The organism is Phenylobacterium sp. NIBR 498073 (assembly GCF_027286305.1).
Lineage (GTDB): Bacteria > Pseudomonadota > Alphaproteobacteria > Caulobacterales > Caulobacteraceae > Phenylobacterium.
Window position 1 is genome coordinate 2,595,899 of record NZ_CP114599.1, and the last position, 18,607, is coordinate 2,614,505.

Here is an 18,607-nt window from a genome sequence, read left to right on the forward strand (position 1 = left end):
GGCTTGTGTGGGGGGCTCCGGCGATGTTGTGGTCAGCCTTCGTCCTTGCCTAGAGCCCGCTGGAGTCGCCCCCATGTTTTCCCTTGAGATCGAAACCCTGGCGCGGCTGCTGATCGACGAAGCGCGCGAGCGCTCGCTGCGCATCGTCACCGCCGAGAGCTGCACGGGCGGTCTGGTGGCCGGCGCGATCTGCTCGATCCCCGGAGCCTCGGACGTCTTCGAGCGCGGCTTCATCGTCTACACCAATCGCGCCAAGCAGGAGCTGCTCGGCGTCCCTGGCGACCTGATCGCCGATCTGGGCGCCGTGTCCGAACCGGTCGCCCGCATGATGGCCGAAGGCGCGCTGGAGGCGTCCAACGCCCATGTCGCCGTCGCGATCACCGGCGTCGCCGGCCCCGGCGGCGGCACGCCAATGAAGCCGGTGGGCACCGTCCACATCGCCACCGCGCGCTCGAACCAGGCGCTGATGCACCGCGCTGAACTGTTCGACGGCGTCACCCGCGCCGAGATTCAGGAACAGGCGGTGCAGGCCGCGCTGCAGGCGCTGCGCGACCGTATGACCTAAGCCGGGTAGAGCGCCCTCGCCCGCCCTTCGAAGCAGGCCATCAGCCGCTCGACGGCATGGTTGAAGTTGGCGTCCAGAACGCCCGTGAGCAGCCGGGTCTTGAACTCGAAATCGATGTCGAACTCGATCCGGGTTCCGCCCGGCGCCTCGACGAAGCGCCAGCGGTTCAACAGGTGCTTGAAGGGCCCGGACAGCAGCTGCACATCGATCTGCCGCGCGTTCGCGTCCCGCCGCACGCGGGTCGAGAAGGCTTCTTTCAGGAACGAGAAGCCCACCCCGACCTTGGCGTCGAACTGGCTGATTCCCTCGCCTGGCGTCGTATGGTTCCAGGTCCGCATCGACTGAACCCAGGGCACGAACTGCGGATAGGCCTCCACGTCTCCGACCAGCGCGAACAGCTGGTCGGGCGCATAGGGCAGCACCTTCTCGATATGGTGACGCGGCAAGCGGTTAGGCCGCCGCGTCCTTGGCGATCCGCGCCGCCTTGAGCCGCGCGAAGTCCTCACCGGCGTGGTGCGACGAGCGGGTCAGCGGGCTGGCGGAGACCATCAGGAACCCCTTGGCTCGCGCGATTTCCTCATAGGCTTTGAACTCGTCGGGCGTCACGAAGCGGTCGATGGCCGCGTGCTTGCGCGTCGGCTGGAGGTACTGGCCGATGGTCAGGAAGTCGACGCCGGCCGACCGCATGTCGTCCATCACCTGCATGACCTCTTCCTTGGCCTCGCCCAGCCCGACCATCAGGCCGGACTTGGTGAACTGGTTGGGGTCGCGCTCCTTCACCCGCTCCAGCAGCCGCAGCGAGTGGTAGTAGCGCGCGCCCGGGCGGATCGAGAGATAGAGCCGCGGCACCGTCTCGAGGTTGTGGTTGAAGACGTCCGGCTTGGAGTCGATGACGATCTCGGCCGCGCTCGGGGCCTTGCGCAGAAAGTCCGGGGTCAGGATCTCGATCGTGGTGCCGGGCGCGGCCGCGCGGATCGCATGCACCACCGCGGCGAAGTGCGCGCCGCCGCCGTCGGCCAGGTCGTCCCGGTCGACCGAGGTGATGACCACATGCTTCAGCCCCATCTTGCGGACCGCGTCGGCGACGCGCGCCGGCTCGGTCGGATCGAGCGGCAGCGGCTTGCCGGTGCTGACGTTGCAGAAGGCGCAGGCGCGGGTGCAGATCTCGCCCATGATCATCATGGTGGCGTGGCTCTGGCTCCAGCACTCGCCGATATTCGGGCAGGCCGCCTCCTCGCAGACCGTGGTGAGCCCATGCTCCTTCACGATCGAGCGTGTGGCGTTGTAGCCGGGCGAGCCCGGCGCGCGCACGCGCAGCCATTCCGGCTTTCGCAGGATCGGCGTGTCGGGGCGCGACTGCTTTTCGGGATGTCGGGGCCGTGGCCCCCCGAGGGTGTCGATGACGGTCGCCATGAGGCCTAGATCGGCTTTCTGCCCCTTCGGATCAAGGCGTGATTGAGCGGCCCGGCGACGCATGGTCAAACTCGGCCATGGTTCGCGCGTTTCTGCTCGCCGCTCTGCTTCTTTCGCTTGCGGCCTGCGAGCGCGACGGCGGCCGCGAACCGTTCGCCGAAAGCCGCACCCCGGCCTCGCTCGCGCCGCGGTTCTATCCGCCGGAGGGCTGGGCCTGGGGCTATATCGGCGTCGGCGACCAGCCGCTGCAGCGATATGGCGTGGCCAGCACCCGGCGCGTTCCGGTCGCCACCGTGGTGATCGTACCCGGCTACGGCGAAACCGCCGAACTCTGGTTCGAGACCGCCTCGGACCTGATCGAGCGCGGCTGCACGGTCTGGATCCTCGACCGCGCCGGCCAGGGCGGCTCCGGACGCTACGTCCTGCCGCGCGACCTCGGCTTCACCCCCTCCTTCGATCCGGAGGTCGCCGCCCTGCGCGAACTGGTGCGGGTCGTGGTCCGCCCGACGCCCGAAACGCCGCTCATCCTGCTGACCCAGGCCGACGGCGCGGTCGTCGCGCTCAGCGCGGTCCGCTCGGGGCTGAGGACGGACGGCGTGATCGCCAGCTCGCCGCAGATCGCCGAACCGCCGGAAAAGGCCCTTCTTGGGCCTGTGAAGCGCGCCTCCAAACCGCCGCCGGGCTGGAAGCCCTGGAGCCGCGAGCGCGCCGACGACCTCGCCGCGGGCCGAACCCACGACGCCTGGCGCGGACAGGTCGGCCACGCCTGGATGACGGCCAATCCCGACCTGCGCCTCGCCGGCCCCAGCCTTGGCTGGACCAATGCCTTCGAGACCGCCAGCCGGGTCCTGGAATCCGGCGCACGACAGGTCCGCGCGCCTGTCCTGATGCTGAACCCCGACCGGCGCGCCGGCGCCTTCTGCCGGCAGTTGGCCGATTGCACCGCCACCACCCTGAGCGGCGCTCGCAGCGCCCTGCATATCGAGTCTGATCGCTGGCGCGGCCCCTGGCTCGACGCTGTGGGGGCCTTCATCGACGCCCGCCAACCCACGGTCACGGCTGCGACGATTTCGGCAGTTCCGGCAAGGCCTTAAGCGCCTTTCCGCACTTGACGCGCAGGCCGAAGCTCACGACCTGTTACGCATCTTTTCAACCACCGGCGTCGGCGATAGGCTCGCGCCCAACAATAATCGGCGAGACGTTCGGGGAGGTTTTCGCCTTTGTCGCGTTCTTTTGATCCGCGTTCGTGCGAGCGCTCACTTTTCGATGCGCTGGTCGATGCGCGCGCCACCTACGGCGCCAAGAAGCCGATCCTGGAAGACCAGGAGCGCAAACCGCTCACCTATACCGACCTGATCCGCGCCTCGTTCGCCCTGGGGCGCAAGATCGCGGACATGACCACCGAAGGCGAGCGCGTCGGCGTCATGCTGCCGGCCAGCGCCGGCGCGGTCGTCACCTTCTTCGCCCTGCACGCCTTCGGCCGCACCCCGGCGATGCTCAACTTTACGGCCGGCATCCGCAACCTGAAGGCCGCCTGCGAGCTGGCCGGGGTCAAGCGCGTGCTCACCTCCCACCGCTTCATCGAGCAGGGCAAGCTGCACGACCTGATCGACGCCCTGGAGCCCTTGGCGACGGTCACCTATCTCGAAGACGTACGCGAGACGGTCGGCCTGTCTGACAAGCTGTTCGCGGCCGCGGCCGGCGCCTTCCCCAAGCGCTTCCGCGCCGCCACCAAGCCGTCGGACCCGGGCGTGATCCTGTTCACCTCCGGCAGCTTCGGCGCGCCGCGCGGGGTGATCCTCAGCCAATCGAACCTGATCGCCAATGTCGAGCAGGTCGCCGCCCACATCCCGCTCGACCCGTCGTGGGTGATGTTCAACCCGCTGCCGACCTTCCACTGCTTCGGCCTCACCGGCGGGGTGCTGCTGCCGCTGCTGAAGGGCATGAAGGCGTTCGAGTATCCCTCGCCGCTGCACGTCAAGCAGATCCCGCCGCTGATCAAGGACACCGGTGCCTCGATCCTGTTCGCGACCGACACCTTCCTCAATCAGTACGCCCGCGCCGCCGAGCGCGATGAGCTGTCGGGCCTGAAGTTCATCGTCTGCGGCGCCGAGAAGGTGCGCGACGAAACCCACAACCTGATCCGCGACCGCTTCGGCGACATCCCGGTGCTTGAGGGCTATGGCGCGACCGAGGCCTCGCCCGTGATCGCCGTGAACAAGCCCACCGACAACCGTCGCGGCACTGTCGGCGGCCTGCTGCCAGGCATGGAGATCAAGCTGGAAAAGGTCGAAGGCATCCCGGGCGGCGGCCGCCTGTACGTCCGTGGCCCCAACGTCATGGCCGGTTACCTCACCGAGAACGGCCTCGAACCGCCGCCGGGCGGCTGGCACGACACGGGTGACGTGGTCGACATCACTGACGACAACTGGATCAAGATCCTCGGGCGAGTGAAACGCTTCGCCAAGATCGGCGGCGAAATGGTCTCGCTGACCGCCGCCGAGGACATCGCCACCGCCGTCTGGCCCGACAGCCGCCACGCGGTCATCGCCATGCCCGACCCCAAGAAGGGCGAGCGCCTGGTGTTGGTCACCGATCGCCGCGACGCCGATCCCGGCCCGCTGGTCGCCCATGCCCAGACCATCGGGGCGCCAGAGCTGGCGGTGCCGCGCAAGATCATCCGGGTGACCGAGATCCCGGTGCTCGGCACCGGCAAGACCGACTATGTGGCGATCATGCGGATGGCGGAGGCTGACGGGCGCCGCGCCGCCTGATCCCGACGGCATCGCGCCGCGTCCGGCGCCGATTGGGAGGGACTGCCATGCCGAACCTCGAGGCCTGGGCGCCGCGGGTGCTGAGCCTGTTGCGCATCATTGCGGCCCTGCTCTTCATGGAGCATGGGCTGATGAAGCTGTTTCACTTCCCGGCGCCGCAGCCGGGCGCGCCGGACCCACTGCCGATGATGCTGCTGGCGGCGGCCTGGATCGAGGTGATCGGCGGCGGCCTGCTGGCGCTGGGGCTGTTCACCCCGCTGGCGGCCTTCGTCTGCTCCGGGCAGATGGCGGCGGCCTACTTCATCGCCCACGCCTCGCAGGGATTCTGGCCGGCGCTCAACGGCGGCGAGCCGGCGATCCTGTACTGCTTCGTCTTCTTCTATCTGGTGTTCGCCGGCGGCGGCGCCTGGAGCCTGGACGCCATGCGCCGCGGTCGCCGCCGACGGCTGTAGTCCGAGGGCGCCAGGATCGGCGCCCCCGCCTGACTCAGATGTGCAGGACGCGTCCATAGGCGTCGAGCGCGGCCTCGTGCATCGCCTCGCTCAGGGTCGGGTGCGGGAAGACGGTGGCGAACACCTCCTCCTCCGTGGCCTCCAGGGTGATGGCCAGGGTGAAGCCCTGGATCATCTCGGTGACTTCCGCGCCGATCATGTGCGCGCCGATCAGCGCGCCGGTCTTGCCGTCGAAAACGGTCTTCACGAAGCCGTCGGTTTCGCCGGCGGCGATCGCCTTGCCGTTCACCTTGAACGGGAAGCGGCCGACCTTGGCCTCGATCCCCTGCTCCTTGGCCTGCGCCTCGGTCAGACCGACAGAGGCGATCTGCGGCGTCGAATAGGTGCAGCCGGGGATCGGCGAGCTGAGGTTGTTAGGCTTCAGGCCGGCGATGTGCTCGATGCAGTGGACGCCTTCGTGGCTGGCCTTGTGCGCCAGCCAGGGCGGGCCGGCGACATCGCCGATCGCGTAGAGGCCCGGCACGCCGGTCCCGCCATGGGCGTCTGTGACCACGTGGGTCTTCTCGACCTTCGCGCCCAGAGCCTCCAGCCCCAGGTCCTCGACATTGCCGACGATGCCGATGGCGACGATGGCGATGTCGGCCTCGAGCGTCTCGGCCTTGCCGCCGGCTTCCAGTTCGATGGTCACGCCGGCCTTGGACTTGGACAGCTTCTTGACGCTGGCGCCGACCCGGAACTTCAGGCCACGCTTCTCGAACGCCTTGTGGGCGGTCTTCGAAACCTCCTCGTCCTCGACCGGCAGGATGCGCGGCAACGCCTCGATCACGGTCACGTCCGAGCCCAACGCCCTGTAGAAGCTGGCGAACTCGATGCCGATGGCGCCCGAGCCGATGACGATCAGCGACTTCGGGGCCGCCTTCGGAACCATCGCTTCGCGATAGGTCCAGATGCGCTCGCCGTCCGGCTCCATGCCGATCGCCGGGACCGTGCGCGCCCGCGCGCCGGTGGCCAGGATCACGTGCTTGGCCTGCACCGTCCGCGCGCCGCCCGCCTTCAGCGCCACGACCACCTTCGGCGCGCCCTGCCCCTTTTCGAGCTTGGCGACGCCCTCGATGACCTCGATCTTGTGCTTCTTCATCAGGAAGGCGACGCCCGAGTTCAGCTGGCCGGCGACCTTGCGCGAACGCTCAATGATCTTGCTGAAGTCGAAGCTCGCCTTCTCGATCTTGAGGCCGTAGTCGGCCATGTGGCTGAGGTTCTCGTAGGCCTCGCCGGACTTCAGCAGGGCCTTGGTGGGGATGCAGCCCCAGTTGAGGCAGACGCCGCCCAGCGCTTCGCGCTCGACGATGGCGGTCTTGAAGCCGAGCTGGCTGGCGCGGATGGCGGTCACATAGCCGCCGGGCCCCGAGCCGATGACGATGACGTCGAAATCCATGACTTACTGCTTCCTCAGACGATCATCGTGATGGGGTCTTCGATCAGGGCCTTGAAGGCCTGCAGCCAGCGCGCGCCGGTCGCGCCGTCCACCACGCGGTGATCGCAGGACAAGGTGACGGTCATCACCGTGGCGATCGCCAGCTGGCCGTTCTTGACCACCGGCCGCGGTTCGCCCGCGCCCACCGACAGAATGCAGCCCTGCGGCTCGTTGATGATCGAGCCGAACGACTTGATGCCGAACATGCCCAGGTTCGACACCGAGAAGGTGCCGCCCTGGAACTCTTCGGGCTTCAGCTTGCGGGTGCGGGCCCGCTCGGCCAGGTCCTTAGCCTCGACTGCGATCTGGGCCAGGCCCTTGGTCTCGGCCTTGCGGATGATCGGGGTGATCAGCCCGCCCTCGATCGCCACCGCCATGGCGATGTCGGCGTTATGGTGCATGGCGATGCCTTCGGGCGAGTACGACGCATTCGCCTCCGGCACCTGCTTCAGGGCCACGGCGGCGGCCTTGATCACCAGGTCGTTGACGCTGACCTTCACGCCCTGCTTCTCCAGCATGGCGTTGATCTTGGCGCGGCTGGACAGCAGGCCGTCGATCTCCAGATCGATGGTCAGCGGGAAGTGCGGCACATCGCGGAAGCTGTCGGTCATCCGCCGCGCGACGGTCTTGCGCATGCCGTCCAACGGAATGAGGTCGTAGCTGCCGTCCGGTATGCCCATCTGGGCGAGGCTCAGCGCCTGACGCGGGGCCGCGGCGCTCGTAGCCGCAGCGGCGGCCGGCTTGGCGACCTGGGGCGTCGCGCCTTCGACGTCGCGCTTGATGATCCGCCCATGCGGGCCCGAGCCCTGCACCTGGCCGAGGTCCAGGCCCTTCTGCTCGGCGATCCGCCGCGCCAGCGGCGAGGCGAAGATCCGCTCGCCCGAGGCCCGAGCGGGCGCAGGCGCCGCCGCAACCGGCGCCGGAGCGGGCTTAGGCGCCTCGGCCTTGGCGGGCTCAGCCTTCGGAGCCTCCGCCTTCGCCGGTTCGGCCTTGGGAGCCGGCGGCGCGGCGGCCGCGTCGTCGCCGCTCAGGCGGGCGATAGGAGTGTTGACCTTCACGCCCTCGGAGCCTTCCGGCACCAGGATGTCCTCGACCACGCCCTCGTCGACGGCCTCGACCTCCATGGTCGCCTTGTCGGTCTCGATTTCGGCGATCACGTCGCCGGACGAGACCTTGTCGCCCTTCTTCACATGCCACTTGGCGAGCGTGCCCTCCTCCATGGTCGGAGAGAGCGCGGGCATCAGAACATCAATGGACATCTTCAAGCTTCTCAGGCGCTGGGCGAGGCTTCGACAAGCACGGTGGGCGTCCAGCGCGCCTTTCTCCGGGCCAGCCTGTCCTCGTCAGTTTCGTCGTCATAGGCGACAGGTTCACCAGAGCGGCCGGAGAACCCGTCGAGGGCGACGCCCGCCACGTTCAGCGTGGCGAGCATCCTGTCTTCTATCTGCATGACCGAGGCGACGTAGACGCCGCACTCTTCGCAAAGCAACGCGTCCACCAATCGCCGCCCGAACCGGTAGCGATTGAGCGATCCCGGCGCCGCCTCGATATTGAGCCGGCAGTCCGGGTCGCTGGTGGTCATGGCCCCGTGCCGCCGACAAAAGCCGCATTGGCAGGACCGCAACGGAAGCTCGCCGGCCGGCTTGCCGGTCTCAAGCTCCACCCGGATCGCGCCGCAGTGGCAATGGCCAGCGAGCGTGGTCATGCGCGGCGGGTCATCACTTGTAGGCGACCGCCTTGGCCGCCTTCACGATGTCCTCGACCGAGGGCAGCGAGAGGGCCTCCAGATTGGCCGCATAGGGCAGCGGCACGTCCTTCTGGTGCACGCGGGCCGGCGGCGCGTCCAGGTAGTCGAAGGCGTGCTCCAGCACCCGCGCCACCACCTCGGCGCCGACGCCCATCGGGCCCCAGCCTTCTTCGGCGGTGACCAGTCGGTTGGTCTTCTTCACGCTCTCGACGATGGTCTCGTGGTCCAGCGGACGCAGGGTGCGCAGGTCGATGACCTCGGCCTCGATGCCGTCGGCGGCCAGCTCCTCGGCCGCCTTCAAGGCCAGGCCGACCATCCGCGAGTGGGCGGTGATGGTGACGTCCTTGCCCTCGCGGCGGACCTTGGCCTTGCCGATCGGCACCACCCAGTCGACGTCCTCGGGAACGTCGAACTCCTGCCCGTACATCATCTCGTGCTCAAGGAAGACGACCGGGTTCGGGTCGCGGATCGCCGCCTTCAGCAGGCCCTTGGCGTCGGCCGCGTCATAGGGGGCGACGACCTTCAGACCCGGGACCTGGGCGTACCAGGCCGAATAGTCCTGACTGTGCTGGGCGCCCACGCGGGCCGCCGCGCCGTTCGGGCCGCGGAACACGACCGAGCATTTGATCTGCCCGCCGGACATGTAGAGCGTCTTGGCGGCCGAGTTGATGATGTGGTCGATCGCCTGCATGGCGAAGTTCCAGGTCATGAACTCGACGATCGGCTTCAGGCCCGCCATCGCCGCGCCGACGCCGAGGCCGGCGAACCCGTACTCGGTGATCGGGGTGTCGATGACGCGCTTGTCGCCGAACTCCTGCAGCAGGTCGCGGCTGACCTTGTAGGCGCCCTGGTACTGGGCGACTTCCTCGCCCATCAGGAAGACCTTGTCGTCCTTGCGCATCTCCTCGGCCATCGCGTCGCGCAGGGCGTCGCGGATGGTGGTCTTCACGAGCTTGGCGCCTTCGGGCAGGTCAGGATCGCGCAGCTCGACCTTCGGAACCACGGGAGCGGTCGCAGCGCCTTCCGTCTGGGCCGCCGCGGCGACAGGCGCGGCCTTCTCCGCCTCGCCCGCGGGCGGCGGAGCGGCAGCCGGCGCGCCATCGCCCGACAGCCGGGCGATCGGGGTATTCACCTTCACGCCCTCGGAGCCTTCGGGGACCAGGATCTCCTCGACGGTCCCTTCATCGACGGCCTCGACCTCCATGGTCGCCTTGTCGGTCTCGATCTCGGCGATCACGTCGCCCGAACGAACGGCGTCGCCCTTCTTCACGTGCCACTTGGCGAGCGTGCCCTCCTCCATGGTCGGGGAAAGCGCAGGCATAAGGACGTCGGTCACTGAGCGGCCTCCAGGTAGACGTCCGTGTAGAGTTCGGAGGGTTCCGGCTCGGGCGAGGTGCGGGCGAATTCGGCGGCGTCGGCGACGATCGCCTTCACCTCCGCGTCGATGGCCTTGAGCGCCGCTTCGTCGGCCCAGCCGTTCTTTTCCAGCAATTCCTGGACGTGATCGATCGGGTCGCGGGTCTTGCGCACCTCGTCGACCTCGTCGCGGGTCCGGTACTTGGCCGGGTCGCTCATCGAGTGACCACGGTAGCGGTAGGTCTTCATCTCCAGGATGTAGGGCCCCTCGCCCGAGCGGGCGTAGTCGGCGGCCTTCTGGGCCGCGGCCTTGACCGCCAGCACGTCCATGCCGTCGACCTCTTCGCCGGGGATCCGGAACGACGAGCCGCGTTTGTAGAGATGGGTCTCGGACGAGGAGCGCTCGATCGATGTGCCCATGGCGTACTGGTTGTTCTCGATCACGTAGACGACCGGCAGGTTCCACAGCCGAGCCATGTTGAAGCTCTCGTAGACCTGCCCCTGGTTGGCCGCCCCGTCGCCGAAGTAGGTGAACGAGACCTTCTTGTTGTCGCGGTAGTGGTTGGCCAGCGCCAGCCCGGTGCCCAGCGCGACCTGCGCGCCGACGATGCCGTGGCCGCCGTAGAAGTCGGCCTCGGTCGAAAACATGTGCATCGACCCGCCCTTGCCCTTCGACGAGCCGCCGGCCCGGCCGGTCAGCTCGGCCATGACCTCGCGCGGGTCCATCCCGCAGGCGAGCATGTGGCCGTGGTCGCGGTAGCCGGTGATGACCTGGTCGCCGGGCTCCTTGATCGCCTGCACGCCGACCGCGATCGCTTCCTGGCCGATGTAGAGGTGGCAGAAGCCGCCGATCAGGCCCATGCCGTAGAGCTGGCCGGCCCGCTCCTCGAAGCGGCGGATCAGCAACATGTCGCGATAGTACTTGAGTAGCTCGTCCTTGCTTACGACGCCTACGGCGCCGCCGTCCGAGTCATTGCTCTTTCGCTTAGCTGCGGAGCTGGTTTGCCCACGCGCCATCTGTCTCTCCCGTAGGAATGATTTTGCGCGGTTAAATTCCACGCTTTCGGGTCGTTTATGAACGAACGAATCCGCCCTAGGGCTTCACGCGGACCACATAGTCGTTCGGATGCCCGAAACCTAGCAGGGAACGGGCACGTTCTTCCAGTAGATCGGCAGAGAGGCTTGTGTCGCGCAGCAGCTTGGCGCGGGCCTCCAGGTCCTGGCGCTGGACGCGCAGCTCGGCGAGTTCCTTGGACTTGGCGGCCAGCGCCGCGTCCCTTTGCGTGGAAGACAGAAGGCCACGCTCGCCCGTGAAGGCGTGGAACCCGAAATAGAGGATCAGGAGTACGAGCGCCGCGGTCGGCAGATATGGGCGGAAGCGCGCGAACACGGACGAAATCCAGGACTCCTGATCAGCGACATCTCACGCAAACGTGCTTAATTTCCGGTTACAAACACCGGCTCGGCGGGCCGGATGCGAAAAATCCTGCCCGCCGAGACGTGAGCCGTCCTAGCGCTGCTTCAGCGCCTTGGCGCCGAGGTAGATCGCCTGGTCGCCCAGCTCTTCCTCGATGCGCAGCAGTTGATTGTACTTGGCGGTGCGGTCCGAACGGGCCAGCGAGCCGGTCTTGATCTGACCGCAGTTCATCGCGACCGCCAGGTCGGCGATGGTCGAATCCTCGGTCTCGCCCGAACGGTGGCTCATCACCGAGGTGTAGCCGGCGCGGTGCGCCATTTCGACGGCGTCCATGGTCTCGGACAGCGTGCCGATCTGGTTGACCTTGACCAGGATGGAGTTGGCCAGGCCCTTGTCGATGCCCATCGACAGGCGCGCCGGGTTGGTCACGAACAGGTCGTCGCCGACCAGCTGGACCTTGCCGCCCAGGGCCTCGGTGAGCAGCTTCCAGCCCTCAAGGTCGTCCTCGGCGGCGCCATCCTCGATGCTGACGATCGGGAAGTTCTTCACCAGGCCTTCCAGGTACTTGACCATGCCGGCCGGATCGAGGGTCTTGCCCTCGCCTTCCAGCACGTACTTGCCGCCCTTGAAGAACTCGGTCGAGGCGACGTCGAGGCCCAGCTGGAAGTCCGAACCGGCCTTGTAGCCGGCCGCCTCGCCCGCCTTGACGATGAAGGCCAGGGCTTCTTCGGCCGAACCGATATTGGGCGCAAAGCCGCCCTCGTCGCCGACGTTGGTGTTGTGGCCGGCGTCCTTCAGGGCCTTCTTCAGGCCATGGAAGATCTCCGCGCCCATGCGCAGGCCTTCGGCGAAGGTCGGCGCGCCGGTCGGCAGGATCATGAATTCCTGGATGTCGATCGGGTTGTCGGCGTGGGCGCCGCCGTTGATGATGTTCATCATCGGCACCGGCAGCACGCGGGCCGAGACGCCGCCGACGTACTTATAAAGCGGCAGGCCGGCGCTGATCGCCGCGGCCTTGGCGGTCGCCAGGCTGACGCCCAGGATGGCGTTGGCGCCCAGGCGGGCCTTGTTCGGCGTGCCGTCCAGCTCGATCAGGCGCTGGTCCAGGCGGCGCTGGTCCTCGGCGTCGAAGCCCGACAGCGCGTCATAGATCTCGGTGTTGACGGCCTCGACGGCCTGCAGGACGCCCTTGCCGCCATAGCGGCTCTTGTCCCCGTCCCGCTTCTCTACCGCCTCGTGCGCGCCCGTGGAGGCCCCGGACGGGACCGCTGCGCGACCCAGCGAGCCATCTTCCAGGACGACATCGACCTCGACCGTCGGATTGCCGCGGCTATCCAGGATTTCACGGGCTGTGATGTCGATGATTTCGGTCATGGGAGCTCCAAGTCTTCAGGCGGAAAGGCGCGCGTTCGTTTAGCCACCTTCGCCGCCCGGGGCAAATCGGGCCTTGGCTTGACCCGACCTGAACGCAGGCTTCTGATCGCGATCGCAAGGAGGCCCGGATGCCCGCCCACGCCACGGTCTTTGTCGAAGATGGCGCGATCCGCGAGGCGCAAGACGCCGACGTGCCCGTTCCCTGGTGGAGCTTCAGCAAGACGATCATTGCTGCGACAACCCTGCGCCTGGCCGAGCTCGGCCGCCTTGATCTTGACGGGGCCGCGCCCGGCTACAGTCTGCGCCAGTTGCTGCGTCACGAGGCCGGGATCAAGGACTACGGGCCTTTGCCCGCCTATCATGAGGCGGTCGCAAAGGGAGATCAGCCCTGGCCTGCCGCGGAGCTTCGCGCCCGCGCTGGCGCCGACACCGCCGCCTTCCCGCCCGGTCAGGGCTGGGGCTATTCGAACATCGGCTATCTGGAAGCTCGCCAGCGGATCGAGGCCGCCCATCATGGCCATCTGTGTGATGCTGCGCGTGAACTGGTCCTGGAGCCGCTGGGCGTCGAGGCCCGGTTGGCGGTCAGCCGCAAGGACCTGGCTGACGTCGAGATGGGCTCGGCTGCCTGCTATCACCCCGACTGGGTCTATCATGGCCTGTTCGTAGGACCGTTAGTCGAGGCCGCGCGGCTGTTGGCGGGGCTGCTAGGACGAGCCTCGCCGCTGCAGGCGTCCAGCGTCGCCGCCATGCGCCAGAGCCACGCCCTGCCGCAGTTCGCCGGACCGGTCTGGAAGACGCCCAGCTATGGCCTGGGCCTGATGCGCTCGACAACAGAAGGCGGCTTCCTGGCCGAGGGGCATACCGGCGGCGGTCCTGGCAGCGGGATCGCCGTCTATGGCCGGGAGGATTGGCCGGGAACGGCGGTCGCGGTGTTCGCACTGGAAGAGACCGGCGTATCAGTCGAGGCTGAGGCGGTCCGCCTGCTGACCTGAGCGCAAACAAAATCCCCCGCCCGGGGTCCGGACGGGGGATCTCGAAACTCTCAGCGCCGTAGCGCTGCAACACCTGAAAGGCTTAGTCGGCCTTCGGCGTGATGACCTGGCGGCCCTTGTACATGCCGGTCTTCAGGTCCACGTGGTGCGGACGCTTCAGTTCGCCGGTTTCCTTGTCTTCGACATAGGAGTTGGCGCCCAGCGCGTGGTGCGAGCGTCGCATGTTGCGCCGCGAGGGGGATACTTTTCGCTTCGGAACGGCCATCGGAAAATCTCGCAGGCGTAGAAAAAGGAGAAGGCGGCCGAACGGGCGGCCGCCGACGTGAGCGCGGGTGTATGCCGGAAAACGTCCGCGGTTTCAACCGCCCTTGTGAATCCCGCGCAAAACGTTCGCCTGCAAGGCTTTAGACGCCACCTGAACCCAGGCCATGCGCATCAGCCCCGCCAAGTCGGCCTCATCGATTCGCTCGAACCACACGAAAGTCGAGCCGTTCTTGCCCCAATAACCCGCGACCGGCTCGATCACCCCTGGCCTGCCCTCGCTCAGGTTGCGCTGATCCTCCGGGTCGAGCTTGAGCATCGCCCGCGGCAGGTCCTGGTGGATCGTGCAGAAGATCTTCTTGCCTACGCGAAACGACGGCATGCCGTGGTGATCGGCCTCATAGGCCTCGGGCTGGGCCAGCGCGATACGGCGGACGTCGTCGCGGGTGAGCATGGCTAGAGCCTAACCCGGGCGAACCGATCTGGGGAGCGTCGCCGCCCCCTGCTCCGTCGTCATGGCCGGGCCGCAGGTCCCGGCCATCCATACACATCGCGCTCAAGGCAAAGACGCCGACGCATATGGATCCCCGGCACGCATGCGCGGCCGGGGAAGTCGAACCGGAGGACGCGGGTCTGCGCCGCCTAGACCAGGCGGCTGCGCTCCTTGGCCGCGCCGATGAAGCCGGTGAACAGCGGGTGCGGGTCGAACGGGCGGCTCTTCAGTTCCGGGTGGAACTGGACGCCGACGAACCACGGGTGATCGCTGCGCTCGCAGATTTCCGGCAGCACGCCGTCGGGCGAGAGGCCGGAGAAGGACAGGCCGGTGTTCTCGATCGCGGCGCGATAGCTGATGTTCACCTCGTAGCGGTGCCGGTGACGCTCGCTGATCGTGCTCGAGCCGTAGATCTCCGAGACCTTGGAGCCGGGCGTCAGCACCGCCTCATAGGCCCCCAGGCGCATGGTGCCGCCCAGGTCGTCGCCTGCCCTGCGGGTCTCGCGCTCGTTGCCGCGCACCCATTCGGTCATCAACCCGACGATCGGCTCCGAGGTCGGCCCGAATTCGGTGGACGAGGCCTGCTTGATGCCGGCCAGGTTCCGCGCCGCCTCGATCATCGCCATCTGCATGCCGAAGCAGATGCCGAAGTACGGGATCTCGTGCTCGCGCGCGAAGCGGACCGCGCGGATCATGCCTTCCGAGCCGCGCTCGCCGAAGGCGCCCGGCACCAGAACGCCGTGGACCCCGGTCAGGCGCTCGGAGATCAGCCCCTCCTCGCGCTCGAAGGCCTCGCCCTCGATCCAGTCGAACTTGACGCGGACATTGTTGGCGACACCGCCGTGCACCAGCGCCTCGACCAGCGACTTATAGGCGTCGGTCAGACCGGTGTACTTGCCGACGACGGCGATGTTCACCTCGCCGTCCGGGTGCGTCAGGGTGTTGGAGATCGACTGCCAGCGCGACAGGTCCGGCGCCGGCGCGGTGTCGAGCATGCCGAACACCGACAGCACTTCGCGGTCCAGCCCCTGGGCGTGGTAGTCGAGCGGCACGTGATAGATGTTCGGCGAGTCCATCGCCTGGATCACGGCGCTTTCCCGCACATTGCAGAACTGGCCGATCTTGCGGCGTTCGCCGGCCGGGATCGGCTGCTCGCAACGGCAAAGCAGGATGTCCGGTTGGATGCCGATCGAGCGGAGTTCCTTGACGGAGTGCTGGGTCGGCTTGGTCTTCATCTCGCCGGCCGTCTTGATGTACGGCAGCAAGGTCAGATGAATGTAGCAGGCGTGGCCGCGGGGCAGTTCCTGGCCCAGCTGGCGGATCGCCTCGAAGAACGGCAGGCCCTCGATGTCGCCGACCGTGCCGCCGATCTCGACCAGCACGAAGTCGACGCCCTCGCCCGGATCGGAGAGCACGAAGTTGCGGATCTCGTCGGTGACGTGCGGGATCACCTGCACCGTCGCGCCGAGATAGTCGCCGCGGCGCTCCTTCTCGATGATCGTCTTGTAGATCTGACCGGTGGTGATGTTGTCCGCCTTGGTGGCGTTCACACCGGTGAAGCGCTCGTAGTGCCCCAGGTCGAGGTCGGTCTCAGCCCCGTCGTCGGTCACGAAGACCTCGCCGTGCTGATAGGGGCTCATCGTCCCCGGATCGACGTTCAGATAGGGATCGAGCTTGCGCAGGCGGACCTTATAGCCGCGAGCCTGCAGGAGCGCGCCAAGGGCGGCGGACGCGAGACCTTTTCCCAAGGAGGAGACCACGCCGCCGGTGATGAAAATGTACCGGGCCATGGGCGTTCAGATTACCTCCGATTCGCGTCGGGCGCCCTGCGGCGTTTCGCCAAACCCTGTGGATTGAGAGCAGGGTTCTGCGAGATGCGGCGCGCACAAACGCCGAACGAGCCGCCGAAGCGGCTTTTCAGTGGGGCTCACGATCATAACGGGGCTTAGGGGTTGGACGGCGCCGCAGGGGCGGTCTGCGGCGCGGCCGGAACTTGCGCGGCCGGCGCTTCGAAGGGGCTGCGGACCTGCGGGGTCGGCGCGCTCAGCGGCGCGGGCGCGTCGCTAGGCGCGCTCGGGGCCGCCGGTTGCGGGGCGGCCGGCTGGTTCAGCTGGTTCGGATCGAGGCCTTGCACCTTGATGCGATCGACGACCGACGAGGCGCCGCGCTCTTGGCCGGCCAGAATCGTCAGCGTCAGGCTGAGCACAAAGAACACGCCGCCGAGGATCCACGTCGTGCGGGTCAGCAGGTCGCCGGCGCCGCGCGCCGTCATGAAACCGGTGTTGCCCCCGCCCATGCCCAGGGCGCCGCCTTCGGACCGTTGCAGCAGAACCACAGCGATCAGGGCGATGCAGACGATGACGTGAATGGTGAGCAGAATGCCGAGCAGCATGACGTATCCAATGACTTCGGGCGGTCCCCCGCTCCGAAATGAAGCGCGCGATCTACCACCAGGCAGCGCGTAAAGCCATAGCTAGCGCGTCGCATCGCTCGGACAAGGTCATGATTTTGGAAACCGAACGCCTCAGTCTGCGACCGCTGACGGCGTCCGACGCCGAGCTGCTGTTTCCGCTGCTGAGCGACCCTGAAGTGATGGCCCACTGGGACATCGCCGAGGTCGACGACCCCGACCTGGTCCGCGTCATCGTCGAAGGCCAGGTCGCCGCAGCCGACGCCGGCAAGGCCGTGCACTGGACCATCCACACCCTGGACAGCGACACGTTCCTCGGCGCCTGCGATCTCTCCGACATCGACCGCTGGCACAAGCGCGCCGAGATCGGCTTCATGTTGGGGCGCGGGGCATGGGGCCAGGGCTATGCCCTAGAGGCCATGCGCTCGGTCGTCGGCCACGCCGCGACGATGGGCCTGCGGCGGCTCTCGGCCCGCACGCACCTGGGCAATCTGCGGTCCGACGCCCTGCTCGAGAAGCTCGGCTTCGAGGAAGAAGGCCTGTTGCGCGGCCATGTCCTGCGCGACGGCGAACATCGCGACTGCCGCCTGTTCGGACTGTTGCTCTAGCAACGGCTGGCGGGCGGCCTAACTAGAACGGCATGAGCCATCCGATCCAGACCGCCGGCCTCGACCACATCGTCCTGCGCATCGTCGACAAGGAGAAGATGGTCGCCTTCTACCGCGACGTCCTCGGCTGCCCCGTGGAATGGGACCGCCCGGACCTGGGCATGACCCACATGCGCGTCGGCGCGTCCCTGATCGACCTGGTGACCGTCGACGGCAAGCTGGGCCGTCAGGGAGGACCTGCGCCCGGCCCCGATGGGCGCAATCTCGATCATTTCGCCCTGGTGGTCCGGCCGTTCGACGAGGCCGCCATCCGCGCCCACCTGGCCGCCTACGGCGTCGAGGTCGGAGAGACCGCACCACGCTTCGGGGCCGACGGCGAAGGGCCCTCGATCTACATCAAGGACCCCGAAGGCAACACCGTCGAGCTGAAGGGCCCGCCCGACTGAGCGGGTCTCAGATGGCGTTGATAATGCCCAGGAAGTCCTGGGCCTTCAGCGACGCGCCGCCGACCAGCGCCCCGCCGACCTCGGCCGCTCCGAGAATCTCGGCTGCGTTCGACGGCTTCACCGAACCGCCGTAGAGGATGGCCACGCTCTTGCCGGGCTCGCCGAACATCTCGACCAGGGTCGCGCGGATCGCGACGTGGACCTCCTCGATCTGCGGGGTGGTCGGGGTCAGGCCGGTGCCGATGGCCCAGACCGGCTCATAAGCGACGCAGAAGGCCTTGCCGGCCAGCTCGGACGGCAGCGATCCCCTCACCTGCCCGGTCACGATCTTCAGCGCGTCGCCCGCTTCGCGTTCGGCCAGGGTCTCGCCGACGCAGACGATCGGCTCCAGGCCGGCCCGCAGCGCGGCCCCCACCTTCGCGGCGACCACCTGGTCGGTCTCGCCGTAGCCGGCGCGGCGCTCGGAGTGGCCTAGGATCACCAGGGTCGCGCCCGCATCGGCCAGCATTTCGGCGGCGACATCGCCGGTGAAGGCGCCGGAGACTTCCGCGCGGCAGTCCTGACCGCCGACCAGCACCTTGCCGCCCTCGAGCGCCGCGGCCGCCCGGGCGACCAGCGTCGCCGGCGGACAAATCGCCACGCGGGCCTTGGCGCTCTGGATCCCCGCGGCGACCGCTTGCGCCTCCGCCAGCGACGCGGCGACCCCGTTCATCTTCCAGTTGCCGGCGATCAAAGGGGTCGGAGAAGTCATGTCTTGCCTCGCATTTCGTGGATCGCAGGGCCGTTAAGCTATGCGGCTTCTTCTGTCACGTGCTTGCGGGGGGG

21 protein-coding genes are annotated in these 18,607 nt (G+C 67.8%); 7 read left to right on the forward strand and 14 right to left on the reverse strand.

Annotation, left to right across the window (positions count from 1 at the left end; genetic code table 11):
* Positions 1 to 73 precede the first annotated feature (73 nt).
* The gene (locus O4N75_RS12900; RefSeq protein WP_269625940.1) at positions 74 to 565 is read left to right on the forward strand and encodes a CinA family protein; all 492 of its coding nucleotides are present in this window, start codon (positions 74 to 76) and stop codon (positions 563 to 565) included.
* Here O4N75_RS12900 and O4N75_RS12905 read toward each other — a convergent pair.
* Positions 562 to 1,011: an SRPBCC family protein gene (locus O4N75_RS12905; protein WP_269625941.1), complete on the reverse strand. Its 450-nt coding sequence runs from the start codon at positions 1,009 to 1,011 to the stop codon at positions 562 to 564. The two genes, O4N75_RS12900 and O4N75_RS12905, sit on opposite strands and share 4 nt — an antisense overlap.
* A gap of 4 nt (positions 1,012 to 1,015) precedes the next feature.
* A complete protein-coding gene (gene lipA, locus O4N75_RS12910) occupies positions 1,016 to 1,978 on the reverse strand; it encodes a lipoyl synthase (RefSeq protein WP_269625942.1) in 963 nt (320 codons plus the stop codon).
* Positions 1,979 to 2,055: 77 nt separating this feature from the next.
* Between lipA and O4N75_RS12915 the strand changes: the two genes are divergently transcribed.
* The 3 genes from O4N75_RS12915 (at position 2,056) to O4N75_RS12925 (ending at position 5,204) form a co-directional block, all read left to right on the forward strand.
* The gene (locus tag O4N75_RS12915; RefSeq protein WP_269625943.1) at positions 2,056 to 3,072 is read left to right on the forward strand and encodes an alpha/beta hydrolase; all 1,017 of its coding nucleotides are present in this window, start codon (positions 2,056 to 2,058) and stop codon (positions 3,070 to 3,072) included.
* 126 nt (positions 3,073 to 3,198) lie between these two features.
* Positions 3,199 to 4,752 carry an AMP-binding protein gene (locus O4N75_RS12920; protein ID WP_269625944.1) on the forward strand — a complete coding sequence of 518 codons (1,554 nt, stop codon included), beginning with the start codon at positions 3,199 to 3,201 and terminating at the stop codon, positions 4,750 to 4,752.
* A 47-nt stretch (positions 4,753 to 4,799) separates the two neighbouring features.
* The gene (locus tag O4N75_RS12925; protein WP_269625945.1) at positions 4,800 to 5,204 is read left to right on the forward strand and encodes a DoxX family protein; all 405 of its coding nucleotides are present in this window, start codon (positions 4,800 to 4,802) and stop codon (positions 5,202 to 5,204) included.
* A gap of 34 nt (positions 5,205 to 5,238) precedes the next feature.
* Here O4N75_RS12925 and lpdA read toward each other — a convergent pair whose 3' ends face one another.
* The 7 genes from lpdA to eno form a co-directional block, all read right to left on the reverse strand.
* Positions 5,239 to 6,639, reverse strand: coding sequence for a dihydrolipoyl dehydrogenase (gene lpdA / locus O4N75_RS12930; RefSeq protein ID WP_269625946.1), 1,401 nt, complete (start codon positions 6,637 to 6,639; stop codon positions 5,239 to 5,241).
* 14 nt (positions 6,640 to 6,653) lie between these two features.
* Complete coding sequence (locus O4N75_RS12935; RefSeq protein WP_269625947.1) at positions 6,654 to 7,937, reverse strand: pyruvate dehydrogenase complex dihydrolipoamide acetyltransferase; 1,284 nt, start codon at positions 7,935 to 7,937, stop codon at positions 6,654 to 6,656.
* Positions 7,938 to 7,948: 11 nt separating this feature from the next.
* Positions 7,949 to 8,260 (reverse strand): aldehyde-activating protein, encoded by a 312-nt coding sequence (locus O4N75_RS12940; RefSeq protein WP_269625948.1) that lies wholly within the window; start codon positions 8,258 to 8,260, stop codon positions 7,949 to 7,951.
* A gap of 136 nt (positions 8,261 to 8,396) precedes the next feature.
* Positions 8,397 to 9,761, reverse strand: a complete 1,365-nt coding sequence (locus tag O4N75_RS12945) for a pyruvate dehydrogenase complex E1 component subunit beta (protein WP_269625949.1) — start codon at positions 9,759 to 9,761, stop codon at positions 8,397 to 8,399.
* The gene (gene pdhA / locus O4N75_RS12950) at positions 9,758 to 10,798 is read right to left on the reverse strand and encodes a pyruvate dehydrogenase (acetyl-transferring) E1 component subunit alpha (RefSeq protein ID WP_269625950.1); all 1,041 of its coding nucleotides are present in this window, start codon (positions 10,796 to 10,798) and stop codon (positions 9,758 to 9,760) included. Before pdhA ends, O4N75_RS12945 begins: the two co-directional genes overlap by 4 nt.
* A gap of 76 nt (positions 10,799 to 10,874) precedes the next feature.
* Positions 10,875 to 11,171, reverse strand: a complete 297-nt coding sequence (locus tag O4N75_RS12955; RefSeq protein WP_267230058.1) for a septum formation initiator family protein — start codon at positions 11,169 to 11,171, stop codon at positions 10,875 to 10,877.
* Between the two features lie 120 nt (positions 11,172 to 11,291).
* Entirely contained in the window at positions 11,292 to 12,572 is a 1,281-nt protein-coding gene (eno, locus tag O4N75_RS12960; RefSeq protein WP_269625951.1) for a phosphopyruvate hydratase, read from the reverse strand.
* 128 nt (positions 12,573 to 12,700) lie between these two features.
* On the opposite strand from eno, the gene O4N75_RS12965 reads away from it, so the two are divergent.
* Positions 12,701 to 13,564: a serine hydrolase domain-containing protein gene (locus tag O4N75_RS12965; protein WP_269625952.1), complete on the forward strand. Its 864-nt coding sequence runs from the start codon at positions 12,701 to 12,703 to the stop codon at positions 13,562 to 13,564.
* 82 nt (positions 13,565 to 13,646) lie between these two features.
* On the opposite strand, the gene rpmF is transcribed toward O4N75_RS12965, so the two are convergent.
* From rpmF to secG, 4 genes are all read right to left on the reverse strand, one after another.
* Positions 13,647 to 13,829, reverse strand: a complete 183-nt coding sequence (gene rpmF / locus O4N75_RS12970; RefSeq protein WP_056018768.1) for a 50S ribosomal protein L32 — start codon at positions 13,827 to 13,829, stop codon at positions 13,647 to 13,649.
* 93 nt (positions 13,830 to 13,922) lie between these two features.
* Entirely contained in the window at positions 13,923 to 14,279 is a 357-nt protein-coding gene (locus tag O4N75_RS12975) for an MmcQ/YjbR family DNA-binding protein (protein ID WP_269625953.1), read from the reverse strand.
* 188 nt (positions 14,280 to 14,467) lie between these two features.
* A complete protein-coding gene (locus O4N75_RS12980) occupies positions 14,468 to 16,108 on the reverse strand; it encodes a CTP synthase (protein WP_269625954.1) in 1,641 nt (546 codons plus the stop codon).
* A 155-nt stretch (positions 16,109 to 16,263) separates the two neighbouring features.
* Entirely contained in the window at positions 16,264 to 16,710 is a 447-nt protein-coding gene (gene secG, locus O4N75_RS12985; protein ID WP_269625955.1) for a preprotein translocase subunit SecG, read from the reverse strand.
* 110 nt (positions 16,711 to 16,820) lie between these two features.
* Between secG and O4N75_RS12990 the strand changes: the two genes are divergently transcribed.
* Positions 16,821 to 17,336 (forward strand): GNAT family N-acetyltransferase, encoded by a 516-nt coding sequence (locus tag O4N75_RS12990; RefSeq protein WP_269625956.1) that lies wholly within the window; start codon positions 16,821 to 16,823, stop codon positions 17,334 to 17,336.
* 32 nt (positions 17,337 to 17,368) lie between these two features.
* Positions 17,369 to 17,782, forward strand: coding sequence for a VOC family protein (locus O4N75_RS12995; protein WP_269625957.1), 414 nt, complete (start codon positions 17,369 to 17,371; stop codon positions 17,780 to 17,782).
* Positions 17,783 to 17,789: 7 nt separating this feature from the next.
* Here the strand turns inward: O4N75_RS12995 and tpiA are convergent, their stop codons facing one another.
* A complete protein-coding gene (gene tpiA, locus O4N75_RS13000; protein ID WP_269625958.1) occupies positions 17,790 to 18,533 on the reverse strand; it encodes a triose-phosphate isomerase in 744 nt (247 codons plus the stop codon).
* Between the last annotated feature and the right edge of the window lie 74 nt (positions 18,534 to 18,607).